A 13,308-nucleotide genomic window follows, 5' to 3' on the forward strand; every position below is an offset into this window, starting at 1 on the left:
CCTTCGGCTCTTCGGTCTTCGTGCTTCGTACTTCGGCGATCGGTCTTCGGTCTTCGGCCATCGGTCTTCGGCCATCGGCCATCGGCCATCGGCCATCGGCCATCGTTGTCCGCCCGACGGCTGCCTGATGGCTGTACATCGGATTACGCGCCGGCTACGCGTCAGTGATGCCGCTGACCGCTCGGGAGCCCGGGCCGGTGGCCTCCGCGTCCCCGGTGTTGAATGCTCGCGCCGACCGTCCGCCCCCTCCCCCGGCACGCTCGACGCCCGTCACCGCAGTGCCCCCGTCCCTGGCCACCGCCCTACCGGTGGCCGCGGCCACGTCACCGTCCGAGCCCGTGACGAACGCGAGCAGCGCCCGCAGCTCGTCGGCCGCGCGCCGCTGGTCCTCGGGATCCAGGCTTTCCAGCAGGGTCTCGAAGCGTGCCTGCCACATGCCCGCCTGCCGTACGCGTTCGCTCTCCTGGTCCGCGGTCGTGCCCGGTTCCAGCGCACGCGAGGTCCGGTCGAGGCGTTCCAGCTCGGCGTCACCACGCCCGGAGAGCTCCGCCACGCGCCGCCGCACCGCTTGCCACGCGTCGGTCCCGGCGGCCTGTGCCACCGCACCGCCCGCGGCCGCCGCCAACGTCGTCAACGCCTCGACCAGCACGATCCTCCCCCTTGGGCTACGGGTCGACGCCTGGGCCGGCCGACCGAAAAGACAGTAGAACCACCCTAAGGAGGGCACGGGTTACCGGAGCGGAAATCCAGAAACCCGAAGATCCCCAACGCGCCCCACCCTCTGGGGCAGCCTCCAGGGGCCCCGGCCATGGACATGACCGGGCTTCGGAGTGACGGCCCGTGTCCACAGCCACAGCCACAGCCACAGCCACGACGAGCACGTGTCCCAGAGCCGGAGCGCGGAGAGCCGTACCGGGAAACTCACCGGCCTGAACAGGCCTTGCGCCAGCAATGACAGTTCCCGATTCGCTGCCCTCGCCGAGCGAAACCATCGCGGCGCCGGCCTGATCCGTCGCCCTCGCGTCCGGGATCCAAACAGATCCACACACCTGCCGACGCCTTGGCGTCAACCCGCCTGGGCGATCGAGCCGTTCACCGGCTGGGTCTGCGGCAGCGCCACTTGCGACGGCGGCACCCACACCCTTTTCACGCGAGCACAAAAACGAACCACCCTGACGAGACCAACCCACCCCCCCCCACAGAAAGGGAATGAATAAGTCCGATTTCGCCAGAGTCCGGAAATCGACCCTACGAAGGGAAGGGGGAATCCGTACAGGTTTTTCTTACGATTCCCTTACATGATCAATCTCACTTGACAGGCAATCCGGCAACCATTGCCATGAACCAGACATATAGATCTGACAAAACGTTGACAGGCTTGCACAGAGTAAGGAGCGTGCGCCTGACCTTCGTTCACCGACGCGCATAGCGAGGACCTCCGCCCATGAGGCCATCACTTTCTTCACATGACCCCAGACCCGGAAGACTCCGGCGTCGACAGGCGTCCGCGGCCGCCATGCTTCCCCTGGTCGGCGTAGCCGTGCTGTCCCTGGGGGCCGGGCTGATCGCCGCCCCGAGCGCCTTCGCGGAGAACGGCCCGGCCAACCACGGCCCGGCCAACCACAACTGGCCGGCTTCGACCCCCAAGCCCAAGCCCACTGCCGAGCAGAAGGCCTTGGAGGCCGCGCTGGCGCAGGCCAAGAGCATGGGGAAGCGGGTGGTCGTCGACCACCTGACGACCGCGAACTCGCAGACGTTCGCCAATCCGGGTGGCACGCTCACCGTCGATGCCGCGTCGGCCCCGGAGCGGGTGAAGCAGGCGAACGGTTCCTGGCGCGCGATCGACACCACCCTCAAGGTCAACGCCGACGGCACCATCTCCCCGACCGTCGTTCCCTCCGCGCTGAGCATCTCCGGCGGCGGTACCGGGCCGATGGCCACGATGACGACGGGCGACGGCAAGAAGCTGGCCTTCAAGGCCCCGTTCAAGCTGCCCAAGCCCACGCTCGACGGCAACGACGCCCTCTACAAGAACGTCCTGCCCGACGTCGACCTGCGCCTGACCGCCACCCAGCTCGGCGGCTGGAGCCAGGTCCTGATCGTCCGCACCGCCCAGGCCGCCGCCAACCCGGCCCTGAAGAAGATCCGCCTCGACGTCGACGCCCCGGGGCTGCACACCTCCGCCGACGCCGCGGGCAACATCGCCTTCAACGACGTCCAGGGCAAGGCCCGTTTCACCAGCCCCACCTCCTTCATGTGGGACTCCGCCAAGACGGCCACCCCGGACACCGCCGCAGCTCCCCAGAGCGGCGCCAAGGCCGGTAAGTCCGCAGCCGTGAGCGGAGCCGACGCCGCCCCGCAGGCCGCCCCGGCCCCTGCCGCCGCCGACGCGGTGGCGACGTCCACCGCCGACGCACCCGGCGACACCGCCAACGTCAAGCCCATCGCCGTCAAGACCGACGCCACCGGCATCGACCTGACCCCCGACACCTCCCTCCTCGGCCAGGGCACCGGCCCCTGGTACATCGACCCGGGCGTCAACCCCACTGCCGACAGCGGCAACCAGGCGTGGTCGCAGGTCCAGGAGGCGTACCCGGACACCAACGAGTTCAACGGCACCTCGGACGGTCAGAACACCCCGGCCGCCGGCTACTGCGGCTACTCGACGTGCACCATCAAGGGCCGCACGCGCGCCTACTTCCAGATCGGGATCAACACGGCGATCCACGGCGCCGAGGTCCTCGACGCGCGGCTCTACGCCACCGTCGTCTCCTCCTCCAGCCCGAGCACGGCCACCCCGATGGGCCTCTATCACACCGGGGGCATCAGCAGCCCCACGAGCTGGAACCACCAGCCGTGTGACAAGAACTCGCGGATGGGCGGCTGCACGAAGATCGGCGGCGCCACCATCTCGGGCACCGGTGAGATCCAGTACGACGTCACCGCGCAGATGAAGAACGCTGCCTCCGGCCGCTGGTCGACCTTCACCTTCGGCCTCGCGCCGGACGACGAAGGCAACATGTACTACCGCCAGCGGTTCAACAACACCCCGCACGTCGTCACCACGTACGACTTCCAGCCCTTCGTCGGCAACCCCCGTACCAGCCCCACCCCGGGCTTCGCCGGCACCGGCTCCTACTCCGCCTGCACCACCCCCGGTGCGGCCCAGCCCTGGGACAACCCGGGCTGGATGGGCGCCAACACCAACGTCTACCTGACGTCCGACACCTGGTCGCCCACCGGCCGTCAGCTCCAGACGACCTTCCAGATGTGGGACGACGACGCCGCCGGTGCGTCCCAGTGGTTCCAGACCGGCTGGAACGGCTCCTCCGGTGACGTCGTCGTGGACGCCGGCAGGCTCATCGAAGGCCACCAGTACGGCTGGACCGCGCGCACCACGGACGGGACGCTGACCAGCGCCGAGACCGGCTGGTGCTTCTTCCGGGTCGACCGGACCGCTCCGTCCGCCTCCGTGACCTCGACGGACTTCCCGGCCTCCGGCACCACCGGCGGTCACCCCAAGCGGGTCGACGAGCCGGGCACCTTCACCCTCTTCGGTGCGGACAACGCCCCGACCACCGGTACCAACCGCAGCTCCGGCCTGGCCTGCGCCCGCTGGACCACGGACCCGGTCAAGGCGGCTTCCGACTGGAACTGCACCGACACGGACTCGCAGATCATCAAGACCTTCACCGACGGCAAGGCCACCGTCAACTACACCCCGCGGGCCTGGGGCACGAACTACCTGTACCTGCAGACGCAGGACAACGCGGGCAACATGTCCCAGCCCATCGCCTACAGCTTCTACGTCCCGTCGAACCCGAACAGCCCGGCGCCGATCTTCGGCGACATCAACGGTGACAAGAAGGCCGACGTCGTCCTCGCCGACTCCGCCGGCAACATCCGTCAGATCAACGGCGGCGGCGACCCCGCAGCCTCCCCCGTCGCCCTGGCCCGCTCCAGCGTGAGCGGCAACGGCTGGAACGGCATCCAGCTCACCCACCGCGGCAGCCTCGGTTACAAGAACGTGGACGACCTCCTCGCCCACGAACCGGGAAAGCCCAACCTGTACGTCTTCACCAACAACAACACCGGACTGGTCGACAGCCAGGCGCCCAACAAGGTGGACAAGCCCGGCTCCTGCGCCAAGACCGACGGCACCCCCATCGTCTGCGCCGACTACGGCTTCGGCATCGACTGGTCCAAGGTCACCCAGATCGCCGCCTACGGCTCCATCACCGGTGACAGCAAGGCCGGCCTGCCGAATTCCCTGCCCCAGACCTCACTCCTGTGGGTGGAGAACGGGCGCCTGTGGCTCGGCATCCCCGGCGCCACCAACCAGCTCGACTCGCCCGCGTACCTGATCTCCGGCAACGACACCAAGTGGGACAGCTACGAGCTGATCACCCCCGGCCGTGCCAAGGGCACCAACTTCGCCACCCTGTGGGCCCGTAACAAGACCGACGGCGGCACGCTCCACGCCTTCACCGTCACGGGCGGCACTCCTGATGCCCCCGTCCTCACCGCAATCGCCGACCCCGCGGCCGGCGCCATCTCCGGCAAGATCGACCCGGCCCGCTACCCCCGCGTCGGCTCCGACGGCGACCTCACCGGCGACAACATCCCCGACCTCTGGGCCGTGGACAAGGAGCAGCAGCTCGTCTCCTTCGCCGGCGCCGGCACCGCCCCCAACGGCACCAGCATCCTCTACCCCACCGTGACCGGCGTCGCGTCCGCCTTCACCCTCCAGGGCAACCTCAACACGCCCACCGTCCAGTGGAAGCTGAACGCCGTTTCCGGCACCAGCACCCCCAGCGCTGGCGGCAACAAGTACCCGGGGACCGTGGCGGGCGCCGTCACCTTCCCCACCGAAGTCATCGATGGCCGTAGCACCAAGTACGCGGCGTTCGGCGGTGCCGGGTCCAGCATCACCACCACCGGTCCGGGCATCGACACCCGCAAGGACTTCACCATCACCACGTGGGCCAAGCACGGGTCGACCAGCCCCGGGCCCACGACGAGCATGATCGTCAGCCAGGACGGCACGCAGAACAGCTCGTTCATGATCTACGGCGACAAGAACACCGGTCAGTGGCACTTCGCCATGGCCAACGCGCAGGGCGGAGGCTGGCCCTACGACTACACCAGCGTCGCCAACCAGTCCGCCCGGTGGACCGCTGACACCTGGACCCGCCTGACCGCCGTCTACAACGCCGGCACCGGCCTGATGAGCCTGTACGTCAACGGCGTCCTGGCCAGCACCGGCCACCACGCGGCGAACACCAGCCCCGCCCCCAGCGGTTCGATCGTCTTCGGCCGGTACAAGGTCTCCGGTGCGAACTCGGACACCCTGAACGGCGGCGTCAGCAACTTCGCCGCCTACAACTACGCGGCCGCGCCCACCGCGCCCGCGGTCACGGGCCGGATCACGCTCAGCGCGGCACCCGCCCCGGGCATCTGCATGGACAACGACTACGCCCTCTCCAATGACGGCAACAAGATCCAGATCGCGGCCTGCAACGGCACCGCCGCCCAGGACTTCGACGTACGGGCCGACGGATCCCTCCGGATCCAGGGCAAGTGCGTGAACGCGACCAATGCGGGCACCGCCAACCTCACCCTGCTCGAACTGCGGACCTGTGGCGGTACTCCGACCCCGGCCCAGCAGTTCGTGCCCCGCGCCGACGGTTCGATCTACAACCCGGTCTCCGGCCGCTGCGTGGACCTCGGCAACTACAACACCACCCCGGGCACCCAGCTCTGGCTGTACGACTGCAACCCCTCCAACGCCCAGCGCTGGAGCATCACGACCCTGGGCACCGCGCCCCTTCCCGTCCCCACCCTGGACGCGGCTCCCTGATCCACCCGTAGCACCACAGCACGTCAACGGCCGCCCCTCCCACCCGGGAGGGGCGGCCGTCCTCATGGGCCCTGTTTCCTGGGCCTTCTGCTCGGCGTCGCGTATGTCTGGCTCACCCAGCCGCAAGACCTGCCGCGACTGCGCCACCGCCTCGCCCACCACCTGCTGGTCGCGGGGATGCCGCGGGAAGCGCTGGAGCAGTTCCGCCGCATCGGCCCGTACTGCGGTGCGAGCCCCTGGAACCTCGACCCGGCAGGCACCGCCGCCGCCTTCGACCACGCGCGCGGCCGGGCGGCGTACGGGTCACGCGGCTGACGGAGACCGTCCACCCGCCGGACGCACAGGGCCGGCGCCGGGTCCGCTACGACGGCTTCGTCCTCAGAGCGCGATCGGCCGGTACTTCAGGGCCTCGTCGATCCGCAAACCTGGGACGAGCCGGCCGGACCGCCTCCCACAGCGCCGCGAGGCCCGGGCCGGCGCCGCCGGCCCGCGCTCGCACCGAGCCTGGATGAACGTCTTCAACGCACCGCCCGGCGGTTCCCCCCGGAGTTCGATCCGATGGTCATTTGTTCGATCGCAGCAAACGCGAAATGGGCGGGACTCCCCCACTGGCTCATGACCGCTCCTGCCGGACCGCTTCCGGGCTTCGGGGAGAGCTACGCGTTCAACCTCTGGCGTCGGCCGTTGAGCCGAGGGAGTGGGAGGCCACGTTGGAGGGTCCGTCCTTCCGATCCCGCGTCAGCCGTCCGGCGCTTCCTGCCCAGCAGCTTCGGCTCGATCTCCTTCCGGCGGGTCTGATCACTCGGCTACTGCCGCCTGCCATGTCCATGAGGTGCGGCGAGGGCGGTGGTCCAGGTCGCCCCTTCCCGTACACCAGAGGAGGACCTGCGTGGGGTCACCGGGCGGAGCGTCGGGGAAGAGGCGGCGGAGCACTACTTCACAGAGAGGGGCCGGTGGCAGCCAGGGCACCCCCAGTCCTTGGGTGATGTCATGGGTGTGGAGGAGGATCTCGGCGACACCCATCGCCGCGAAGCCCGGCGGGTCGCAAGGACCAAAGTGCCAGGCCCGCGCCTCCGGTCCGGTCGTGGCCAGCGCACTGGCGAGGAGCCCCGCGCAGGCGGCGACCACCTGGAGCACCTCCCGCGGGGAGCTGTCCGAGCGGACCGCGAGGTCGAAGGACAGGTAGCCGTCCGTAGCGCGCGCGGCGACCTGCCCGGCGTAGGCGAGCAGGTCATGGGCGATATGGGCGGCCGTCGTCCAACAGCTCCATTCCAGCGAACCCGCCGGCACCGACCAGTCCTTCGCGTCATGCGGGCCGAGCACCCGCTGCATCTCACTCACGGCCTCAGTGAGGTCTCGGCTGTCGATGTAGCGCATCAGCCGATGCTACGGCTGCGCGCACGAGCATTCAGCCGGCCACGGCCGGACCACTATCGGGTTTACAAGTGGTCGGCCAAACCCAGCCGCAGGAGAGTGGTGCCGGCGGAGGACCGGGTCCTCAACACCGATCGCGCGTGAATCCCGGGAGACGGCCAGGGGCGTACGCAGCGGGTGTGCAGGGCGGTTTGACGTGGCGGGCGCATGGCCAGGACCGTCAGCGGACAAGCACCCGCGGGCGCCCCACACATGGTCCAGAACATTGACGGGCTACAGGCACCAACGCAATTGCGGTATCAGATCCAACCCCGCTGAGCGGCCTTTGCTCCGGCCTCGAACCGGCTTCCGGCCTCCAGACGAACCATCAGGTCCGCCATCATTCGACGCACGCTGCGAAGGGATACTCCCAAGCGCTTGCAGGCCGCCTCGTCGGTGAGACCGGATCCCAGGAGCCTCAGCAGTGCTTGCTCTTGCGAGGTAATTCCCTCGTCGGTTCTCTGGTCCGAGGTGCCCAACGGGTCTGCGAAGTTCCAGATGGTGCCGAACATTGCGATCAGTGCCTCGACGACGCCGGCCACGCTCACCAGCAGCGCTTCCTGCGATTGAGAGTCGACTGGGATGATCGCCATCTCACGGTCGATCACCGTCAGCCGTCTCGGGAGAACCGGCGCGGTCCGCACTTCACCGCCGAGTTCGGTGAGCCAGGAGGCGTAGTCGCGAGCGGCCCTGTCGTTGCGGATGCTGTCCAAATACAACGTCTGGAGCTTGACGCCGCGCTGCATGAGGTCCTCGTCGAGGACGCGGCTCGATTCCATTCCCTTCGGGTCCAGACGGGAGAGCGGAATAATCGCCAGGACTTCCGATGAAATGCCGAACGAGAGCCGTTCAAAAGTCCCTCGGATCTCATCCACACCTCGGAGGACTTCAATCCCCTCGGTTGCACCCACATAGGGGTGTGCACCGATTTCGGCGACCAGTTCGGAAGCCGCGACACTGCTCAGCTCCAGCTCGTGCTGCACCCGGAAGAGTTCTGCCTTCCGTTGGGTGACCAGCGCCTCCAAGGCGACTTTGGGGCTGATCAGAACAGACTGCCGGGCTGTACTCGTCGGCCTGACCAAGGCGAGGTCGGCGAGCTCATCCATGCACGAGCGAACCACCTCGTCGTCCATCCCGACCCCACGACTGATTTCCTGCACGCCCATCTCTGGATGGGTGACGATGGCCCTATAGACCCGCTCAGCTGAATCTGTCAGCCCAAGCCCCTCCAAGCCGCCCATCGCACACTCGCCCCTCTTCCAGACCCGGATTGATCGCAGGCAATCGTAACACAAGAGATTCCGTCAAAATGCCTTATGGAATTCCATTCCTCATCGTATGGAGTTTCCGTCCCGCCCGTATCCTGCCGGTCAGATCCCAATGAGTGGGTAAGGGTTCATCTTGACATCCAGGAGATGGAAATCTTCGAAGACCACCCTCAAGGATTCCTCCACCGATTCCTCGGCTTCATTCAATGTGGCGGCGACGACGAACATGGAAACAATGAGCCCACCGGGGATCTCCACGGCCCGAACGTGCTGCACCGACCCACCCTTCGCACACTCTCCTTTCATCGATTCAATGGCCGACGCGGCGCACGAGGAAAATTCCGAGTGGGAATCCTTTCGACTCTTCAGCTCGGCTCGAATGAGGTACACGACCTCACCTCCCCCTCTTTGAATCATCAAGCATTCGAATCATCCTACAGCTCATCCGAAATGACCCCTATCTTCTTGAAATGTGATCTCTGTATGGGGGAGAAGATCAGAAGGTCGATGGAAATGCCGACGGCAAGGATCAGCAAGATCGCCAGGAACACGCCGGGCATGTCGATGTTGTTGCGGCCGTTTTCGAGGAGCTGGCCCAGGCCCAGGCCCAGGTCGGGAGAGCTGGCGATAATCTCGGCAGCCATCAGGGAGCGCCAGGAGAACGCCCACCCCTGCTTGAGACCGGCCAGGTAGCCGGGCAGAGCCGCCGGCATCACCACGTGCCGAATGCCCTTGAAGCCGGTGGCACCGAGGTTCCCGCCTGCGCGTAGGAGCAGAGGCGGGACCTGGTCCACGCCCGCCAGCAGGCCGTTGGCGATGGAGGGCACGGCGCCGAGCAGGATCACCGCGTACATCATCGAGTCGTTCAGGCCGAGCCAGATCACGGCCGGCGGCACCCAGGCCACCGAGGGCAGGGATTGCAAGCCGGACAGGATCGGGCCGATCGCGGCACGCACGAAGCGGACCCGGGCCACGAGCAGGCCCAGCGGCGTGCCGATCGCCAGGGCCGCCACGAAACCGAGCAGGCCCCGCGAGACCGAGGTCCACACAACCTCCAGGAGCGTGCCTTGCAGCCACATGTTCGCCAGGCCGTCCCAGACCGTGCCGGGCGAGGGCAGCTTGGTGGTGTCGGCGACCTCCATGGAGACCAGGGACTGCCATAGGGCGAGCACGAGCGCGATCGCGGCGACCGGCGGGAGGACCTTCTTGACGAGGACTTCACGGACCGGGGTGCGGTGGGTCTGGACGGCGTCGAGGGCGTCGAGGCCCGCTTCCAGTCCGGCGAGATCGTCCGTCCTTGGCTTGGGCTGGGCCTCGGCAGTGGTGTCAGTGCTGGCCATGGCGGCGGATCTCCCCACGCAGGTGTTCAGTGATCTCAAGGGACAGCTCCGCCACGTCCGCGTCCTCGATGCGGCGCGGCTGCGGGATGCCCACCCGCCATTCCTTGGCCACCCGGCCGGGACGAGAGGACAGCAGGACCACTCGCTCCGCGAGCCGGACGGCCTCGCGCACGTTGTGGGTGACGAAGAGGACCGACAGGCCCTCTTCCTCCCAGATGCGGGTCAGCTCGTTGTGGAGCACGTCCCGGGTGATGGCGTCCAGGGCCGCGAACGGCTCGTCCATCAGCAGCAGCCGGCTGTCCTGGGCCAGGGCCCGGGCCAGGGCCACACGCTGGCGCATGCCGCCGGACAGCTCGTGGACCCGCTTGCCGTACGCCCCGCCGAGCCGGACCAGTTCCAGCAGCCGCTCGGCCTCGGTCCGGCGCTCGGACTTGGGGACCCCCCGTAGCCGCAGGGCCAGCTCGATGTTCTTTCCGGCCGTCAGCCAGGGGAACAACGCGTGATCCTGGAACATCAGGGCCGGGCGCCCGCCAGCGGTCTCGATGGAGCCCGCGCTCGGCGCGTCGAGCCCCGCGACCAGGTTCAGCAGTGTCGACTTGCCGCAGCCCGAGGCGCCGAGGAGGGTGACGAACTCGCCGGGGGCGATGTCGAGTGTGATGTCGTCGAGGACGTGCTGGTGGCCGGCCGGGCCGGGGAACGACTTCGAGACGTGCTGGATGCGGGCGGCATGGGTGGCTGCCGCGGTGTCGCCGGGGTCGTCGGTGGCTTGGGCGAGCATGGCGGGCGGGGCCGTCACCTCCCGAGCTGATGGAGAGGTCGATGCCTGTGTACGTGTTGCATCTGTGTGCGTCGATGGCGACCGAGTCGCCACACCGTGCGTGAGAGCCATGCGAGGGAGGTTCCCTTCCGTGTGCGGGACCTGCTGATCGGTCAACTCGTCCGGCCGAGACCGGCGTCGGAGACCTCGGGCTTGCCGGCGGCCTTGAGGACCTTGTTCAGCAGCGACAGGTCGTAGATGCCGGCCAGTTCGGGCTGCTCGATGAGCTTGGTCTTCACCGCCCACTCGGACTGGGTCTTCAGGGTGCTCGCCAGCGGGTCGTCGGTGCTCGCGATCGACGGCCACGCCGCATCGACGACCCGGGGGTCCAGGGCCTTGCCGTTCAGGTTCTTGAGAGCCTTGTTCGCGGACTCCTTGGCCCTGTCCCTGTTGGCGTTGATCCACTCGTTGGTTTTGACCGTGCCCTTGAGTACGGCTTCGACCACGTCCGGGTGCTCCTTGAGGAACTTCTGCGACACGATGACGTTCGTGATCACGAACTTCTTGTCGGGCCACAGGGAGGTCTCGTCGAGGAGGACGGAGCCGCCGTCGGAGACGAGCTTGGAGGCCGTGGGCTCCGGCACCCAGGCGCCGTCGATGGAGCCCTGCTTGAAGGCGTCCGGGGTGACCTTGTTGTCGGTGCGGACGACGGAGACGTCGCCCTTGCCGGACTCGGGGTCGACGTTCCAGCCCTTTTCGGCGATCCAGTTGAGGAACGCGACGTCCTGCGTGTTCCCCTTCTGCGGGGTGGCGATCTTCTTGCCCTTGAGGTCATCCAGGGTCTTGATCTTCTCCGGGTTCACCACCAGCTTCACGCCACCCGAGGCAGAGCCGGAGATGATCCGCAGGTTCGAACCCTTGGACTTCACGTAGCCGTTGATCGACGGCGAGGGGCCGATGAAACCAATGTCGAGAGAGCCCCGTTGAGGGCTTCGATCTCGGACGGGCCGGCGTTGAAGGTCTGCGGCTTGATCGTCGTGGAGCCCAGCTCCTTCTGGATCAGTCCCTCCTGCACTCCGACCAAGGCGGTCGCGTGGGTGAGATTCGGGAAGTACCCGATCCGCACCTCGGGAGCGGAGAGCACGGCACGGTCCGCGCTCGCGGCGACGTCCTTGCCAACGCGGTCACCACCGGACCCGGCGGCCTCGGACCCGTAGCCGCACGAGGCCAGCACGGCCACCAGCAGACAGAGTGAAAGGGGAGTGAAGAGGCGGCGGCTCGGGACTCGGACCTGCCCCGACTTGGTGGAGGTTTCGATGTTCTCCATGGTCAGAAGTCCCACCCTTCTTCGTCTGCCTGGATGGTGGTTGCGGCGGTGGAGGCGAAGGATTCGCCGACCATGCCGGCCGCCAGGGTGGTGCCGTCCGCGGGGTCGATCAGGAGGAAGGATCCGGTGCGGCGCGAGTCGGCGTACGAGTCGAGCGCGAGGGGCTCGGCGGTACGGACCACGACCCGGCCGATGTCGTTGGCCACCAGCTGCCCGGGGTTGGGGTGCTGGGACAGGTCGTCCAGGGTCAGCCGCGAGGGGATCTCCTTGACGATCGCCTTCACCGTGCGGGTGGTGTGCTTGATCAGCACCCGGGCGCCCACCGCGAGGGGCTGGTCCGCCACGTGGCAGACCGTCGCGACGACGTCCTGCGTGGTGGCGGGGGAGCTCGACGACGGTGCGATGAGGTCGCCGCGCGAGATGTCGATGTCGTCCTTGAGGCGCAGGGTCACCGACTGCGGGGCCCACGCGATGTCGACGCTCTGGCCGAGGGCGTCGATGCCCTCGATGACCGAGGTGCGACCCGAGGGCAGGACGGTGACGGCTTCGCCGACCCGCAGCACGCCGGAGGCGATCTGGCCGGCGTAGCCCCGGTAGTCGGGGTGTTCGGCGCTCTGCGGACGGATCACGTACTGCACCGGGAAACGCGCCGGGCAGGCGGTGAGGTCGTGGCTGACCGGGACGGTCTCCAGGTGTTCCAGGACGGTGGGGCCGCCGTACCAGTCCATGTGTGCGGAGGGCTCGACCACGTTGTCGCCGGCCAGGGCCGAGATCGGGATCGCGGTGATCTCCGGGACGCCCAGGCCCGTGGCGTACGCGGTGAACTCCTCCGCGATCGATGCGAAGACCGATTCCTCGTAGCCCACCAGGTCCATCTTGTTGACGGCCAGGACCACGTGCGGGACGCGGAGGAGGGCTGCGACGGCGGCGTGCCTGCGGGTCTGCTCGATCACACCGTTGCGGGCGTCGACCAGGACGACGGCGAGGTCGGCGGTGGAGGCGCCGGTGACCATGTTGCGGGTGTACTGCACGTGCCCGGGGGTGTCGGCCAGGATGAACCGGCGCCGGGCGGTCGCGAAGTAGCGGTACGCCACATCGATGGTGATGCCCTGCTCCCGCTCGGCGCGCAGGCCATCGGTGAGGAGCGCCAGGTCGGGGGTGTCCTGACCGCGGCTGGCCGAGACCCGCTCCACGGCTTCCAGCTGGTCGGTGAGGACCGACTTGGAGTCGTGCAGGAGGCGGCCGACCAGGGTGGACTTGCCGTCGTCGACGGAGCCCGCGGTCGCGAAGCGCAGCAGCGTGGTGGCCGACAGGTCGGCGAACTGCTCGGTGGTGGAGGTCAT

Annotated in this window: 9 protein-coding genes and 1 pseudogene; 2 read left to right on the plus strand and 8 right to left on the minus strand. The window is 68.0% G+C overall.

Translation table 11 applies throughout. The features are described from left to right. Window positions 1–154: 154 nt before the first annotated feature. Complete coding sequence (locus tag OHU74_RS01880) at window positions 155–649, minus strand: hypothetical protein (RefSeq protein ID WP_371614235.1); 495 nt, start codon at window positions 647–649, stop codon at window positions 155–157. Window positions 650–1,516: 867 nt separating this feature from the next. Between OHU74_RS01880 and OHU74_RS01885 the strand changes: the two genes are divergently transcribed. After that, entirely contained in the window at window positions 1,517–5,860 is a 4,344-nt protein-coding gene (locus OHU74_RS01885; protein ID WP_371614236.1) for a ricin-type beta-trefoil lectin domain protein, read from the plus strand. Window positions 5,861–6,037: 177 nt separating this feature from the next. Continuing rightward, the gene (locus OHU74_RS01890) at window positions 6,038–6,175 is read left to right on the plus strand and encodes a hypothetical protein (RefSeq protein WP_371614237.1); all 138 of its coding nucleotides are present in this window, start codon (window positions 6,038–6,040) and stop codon (window positions 6,173–6,175) included. A gap of 483 nt (window positions 6,176–6,658) precedes the next feature. Here OHU74_RS01890 and OHU74_RS01895 read toward each other — a convergent pair whose 3' ends face one another. The 7 genes and pseudogenes from OHU74_RS01895 to OHU74_RS01925 form a co-directional block, all read right to left on the minus strand. Then, a complete protein-coding gene (locus OHU74_RS01895) occupies window positions 6,659–7,201 on the minus strand; it encodes a maleylpyruvate isomerase N-terminal domain-containing protein (RefSeq protein WP_371614238.1) in 543 nt (180 codons plus the stop codon). A gap of 332 nt (window positions 7,202–7,533) precedes the next feature. Next, window positions 7,534–8,514, minus strand: coding sequence for a helix-turn-helix transcriptional regulator (locus tag OHU74_RS01900; RefSeq protein WP_371614239.1), 981 nt, complete (start codon window positions 8,512–8,514; stop codon window positions 7,534–7,536). A 129-nt stretch (window positions 8,515–8,643) separates the two neighbouring features. After that, window positions 8,644–8,931, minus strand: a complete 288-nt coding sequence (locus OHU74_RS01905) for a hypothetical protein (protein ID WP_371614240.1) — start codon at window positions 8,929–8,931, stop codon at window positions 8,644–8,646. 44 nt (window positions 8,932–8,975) lie between these two features. Then, window positions 8,976–9,881, minus strand: a complete 906-nt coding sequence (locus tag OHU74_RS01910) for an ABC transporter permease (RefSeq protein WP_371614241.1) — start codon at window positions 9,879–9,881, stop codon at window positions 8,976–8,978. Then, window positions 9,868–10,659, minus strand: coding sequence for an ABC transporter ATP-binding protein (locus OHU74_RS01915; protein WP_371619533.1), 792 nt, complete (start codon window positions 10,657–10,659; stop codon window positions 9,868–9,870). The genes OHU74_RS01910 and OHU74_RS01915 overlap by 14 nt, the downstream gene beginning before the upstream one ends. 152 nt (window positions 10,660–10,811) lie before the next feature. After that, window positions 10,812–11,965 (minus strand): annotated as a pseudogene (locus tag OHU74_RS01920) (aliphatic sulfonate ABC transporter substrate-binding protein). Window positions 11,966–11,967: 2 nt separating this feature from the next. After that, window positions 11,968–13,308 carry a sulfate adenylyltransferase subunit 1 gene (locus tag OHU74_RS01925; protein WP_371614242.1) on the minus strand — a complete coding sequence of 447 codons (1,341 nt, stop codon included), beginning with the start codon at window positions 13,306–13,308 and terminating at the stop codon, window positions 11,968–11,970.

The sequence above is a fragment of the Streptomyces sp. NBC_00454 genome (assembly GCF_041434015.1).
In the GTDB taxonomy this organism is placed as follows: Bacteria; Actinomycetota; Actinomycetes; order Streptomycetales; family Streptomycetaceae; genus Streptomyces.

What these genes read in the sequence shown, in the direction of transcription:
- OHU74_RS01890 (WP_371614237.1), top strand. Translation starts at nt 6,038, where the DNA reads ATGCCGCGGGAAGCGCTGGAGCAGTTCCGCCGCATCGGCCCGTACTGC.
- OHU74_RS01915 (WP_371619533.1), bottom strand. Translation starts at nt 10,659, where the DNA reads ATGCTCGCCCAAGCCACCGACGACCCCGGCGACACCGCGGCAGCCACC.
- OHU74_RS01885 (WP_371614236.1), top strand. Translation starts at nt 1,517, where the DNA reads ATGCTTCCCCTGGTCGGCGTAGCCGTGCTGTCCCTGGGGGCCGGGCTG.
- OHU74_RS01900 (WP_371614239.1), bottom strand. Translation starts at nt 8,514, where the DNA reads ATGGGCGGCTTGGAGGGGCTTGGGCTGACAGATTCAGCTGAGCGGGTC.
- OHU74_RS01910 (WP_371614241.1), bottom strand. Translation starts at nt 9,881, where the DNA reads ATGGCCAGCACTGACACCACTGCCGAGGCCCAGCCCAAGCCAAGGACG.
- OHU74_RS01925 (WP_371614242.1), bottom strand. Translation starts at nt 13,308, where the DNA reads ATGACCTCCACCACCGAGCAGTTCGCCGACCTGTCGGCCACCACGCTG.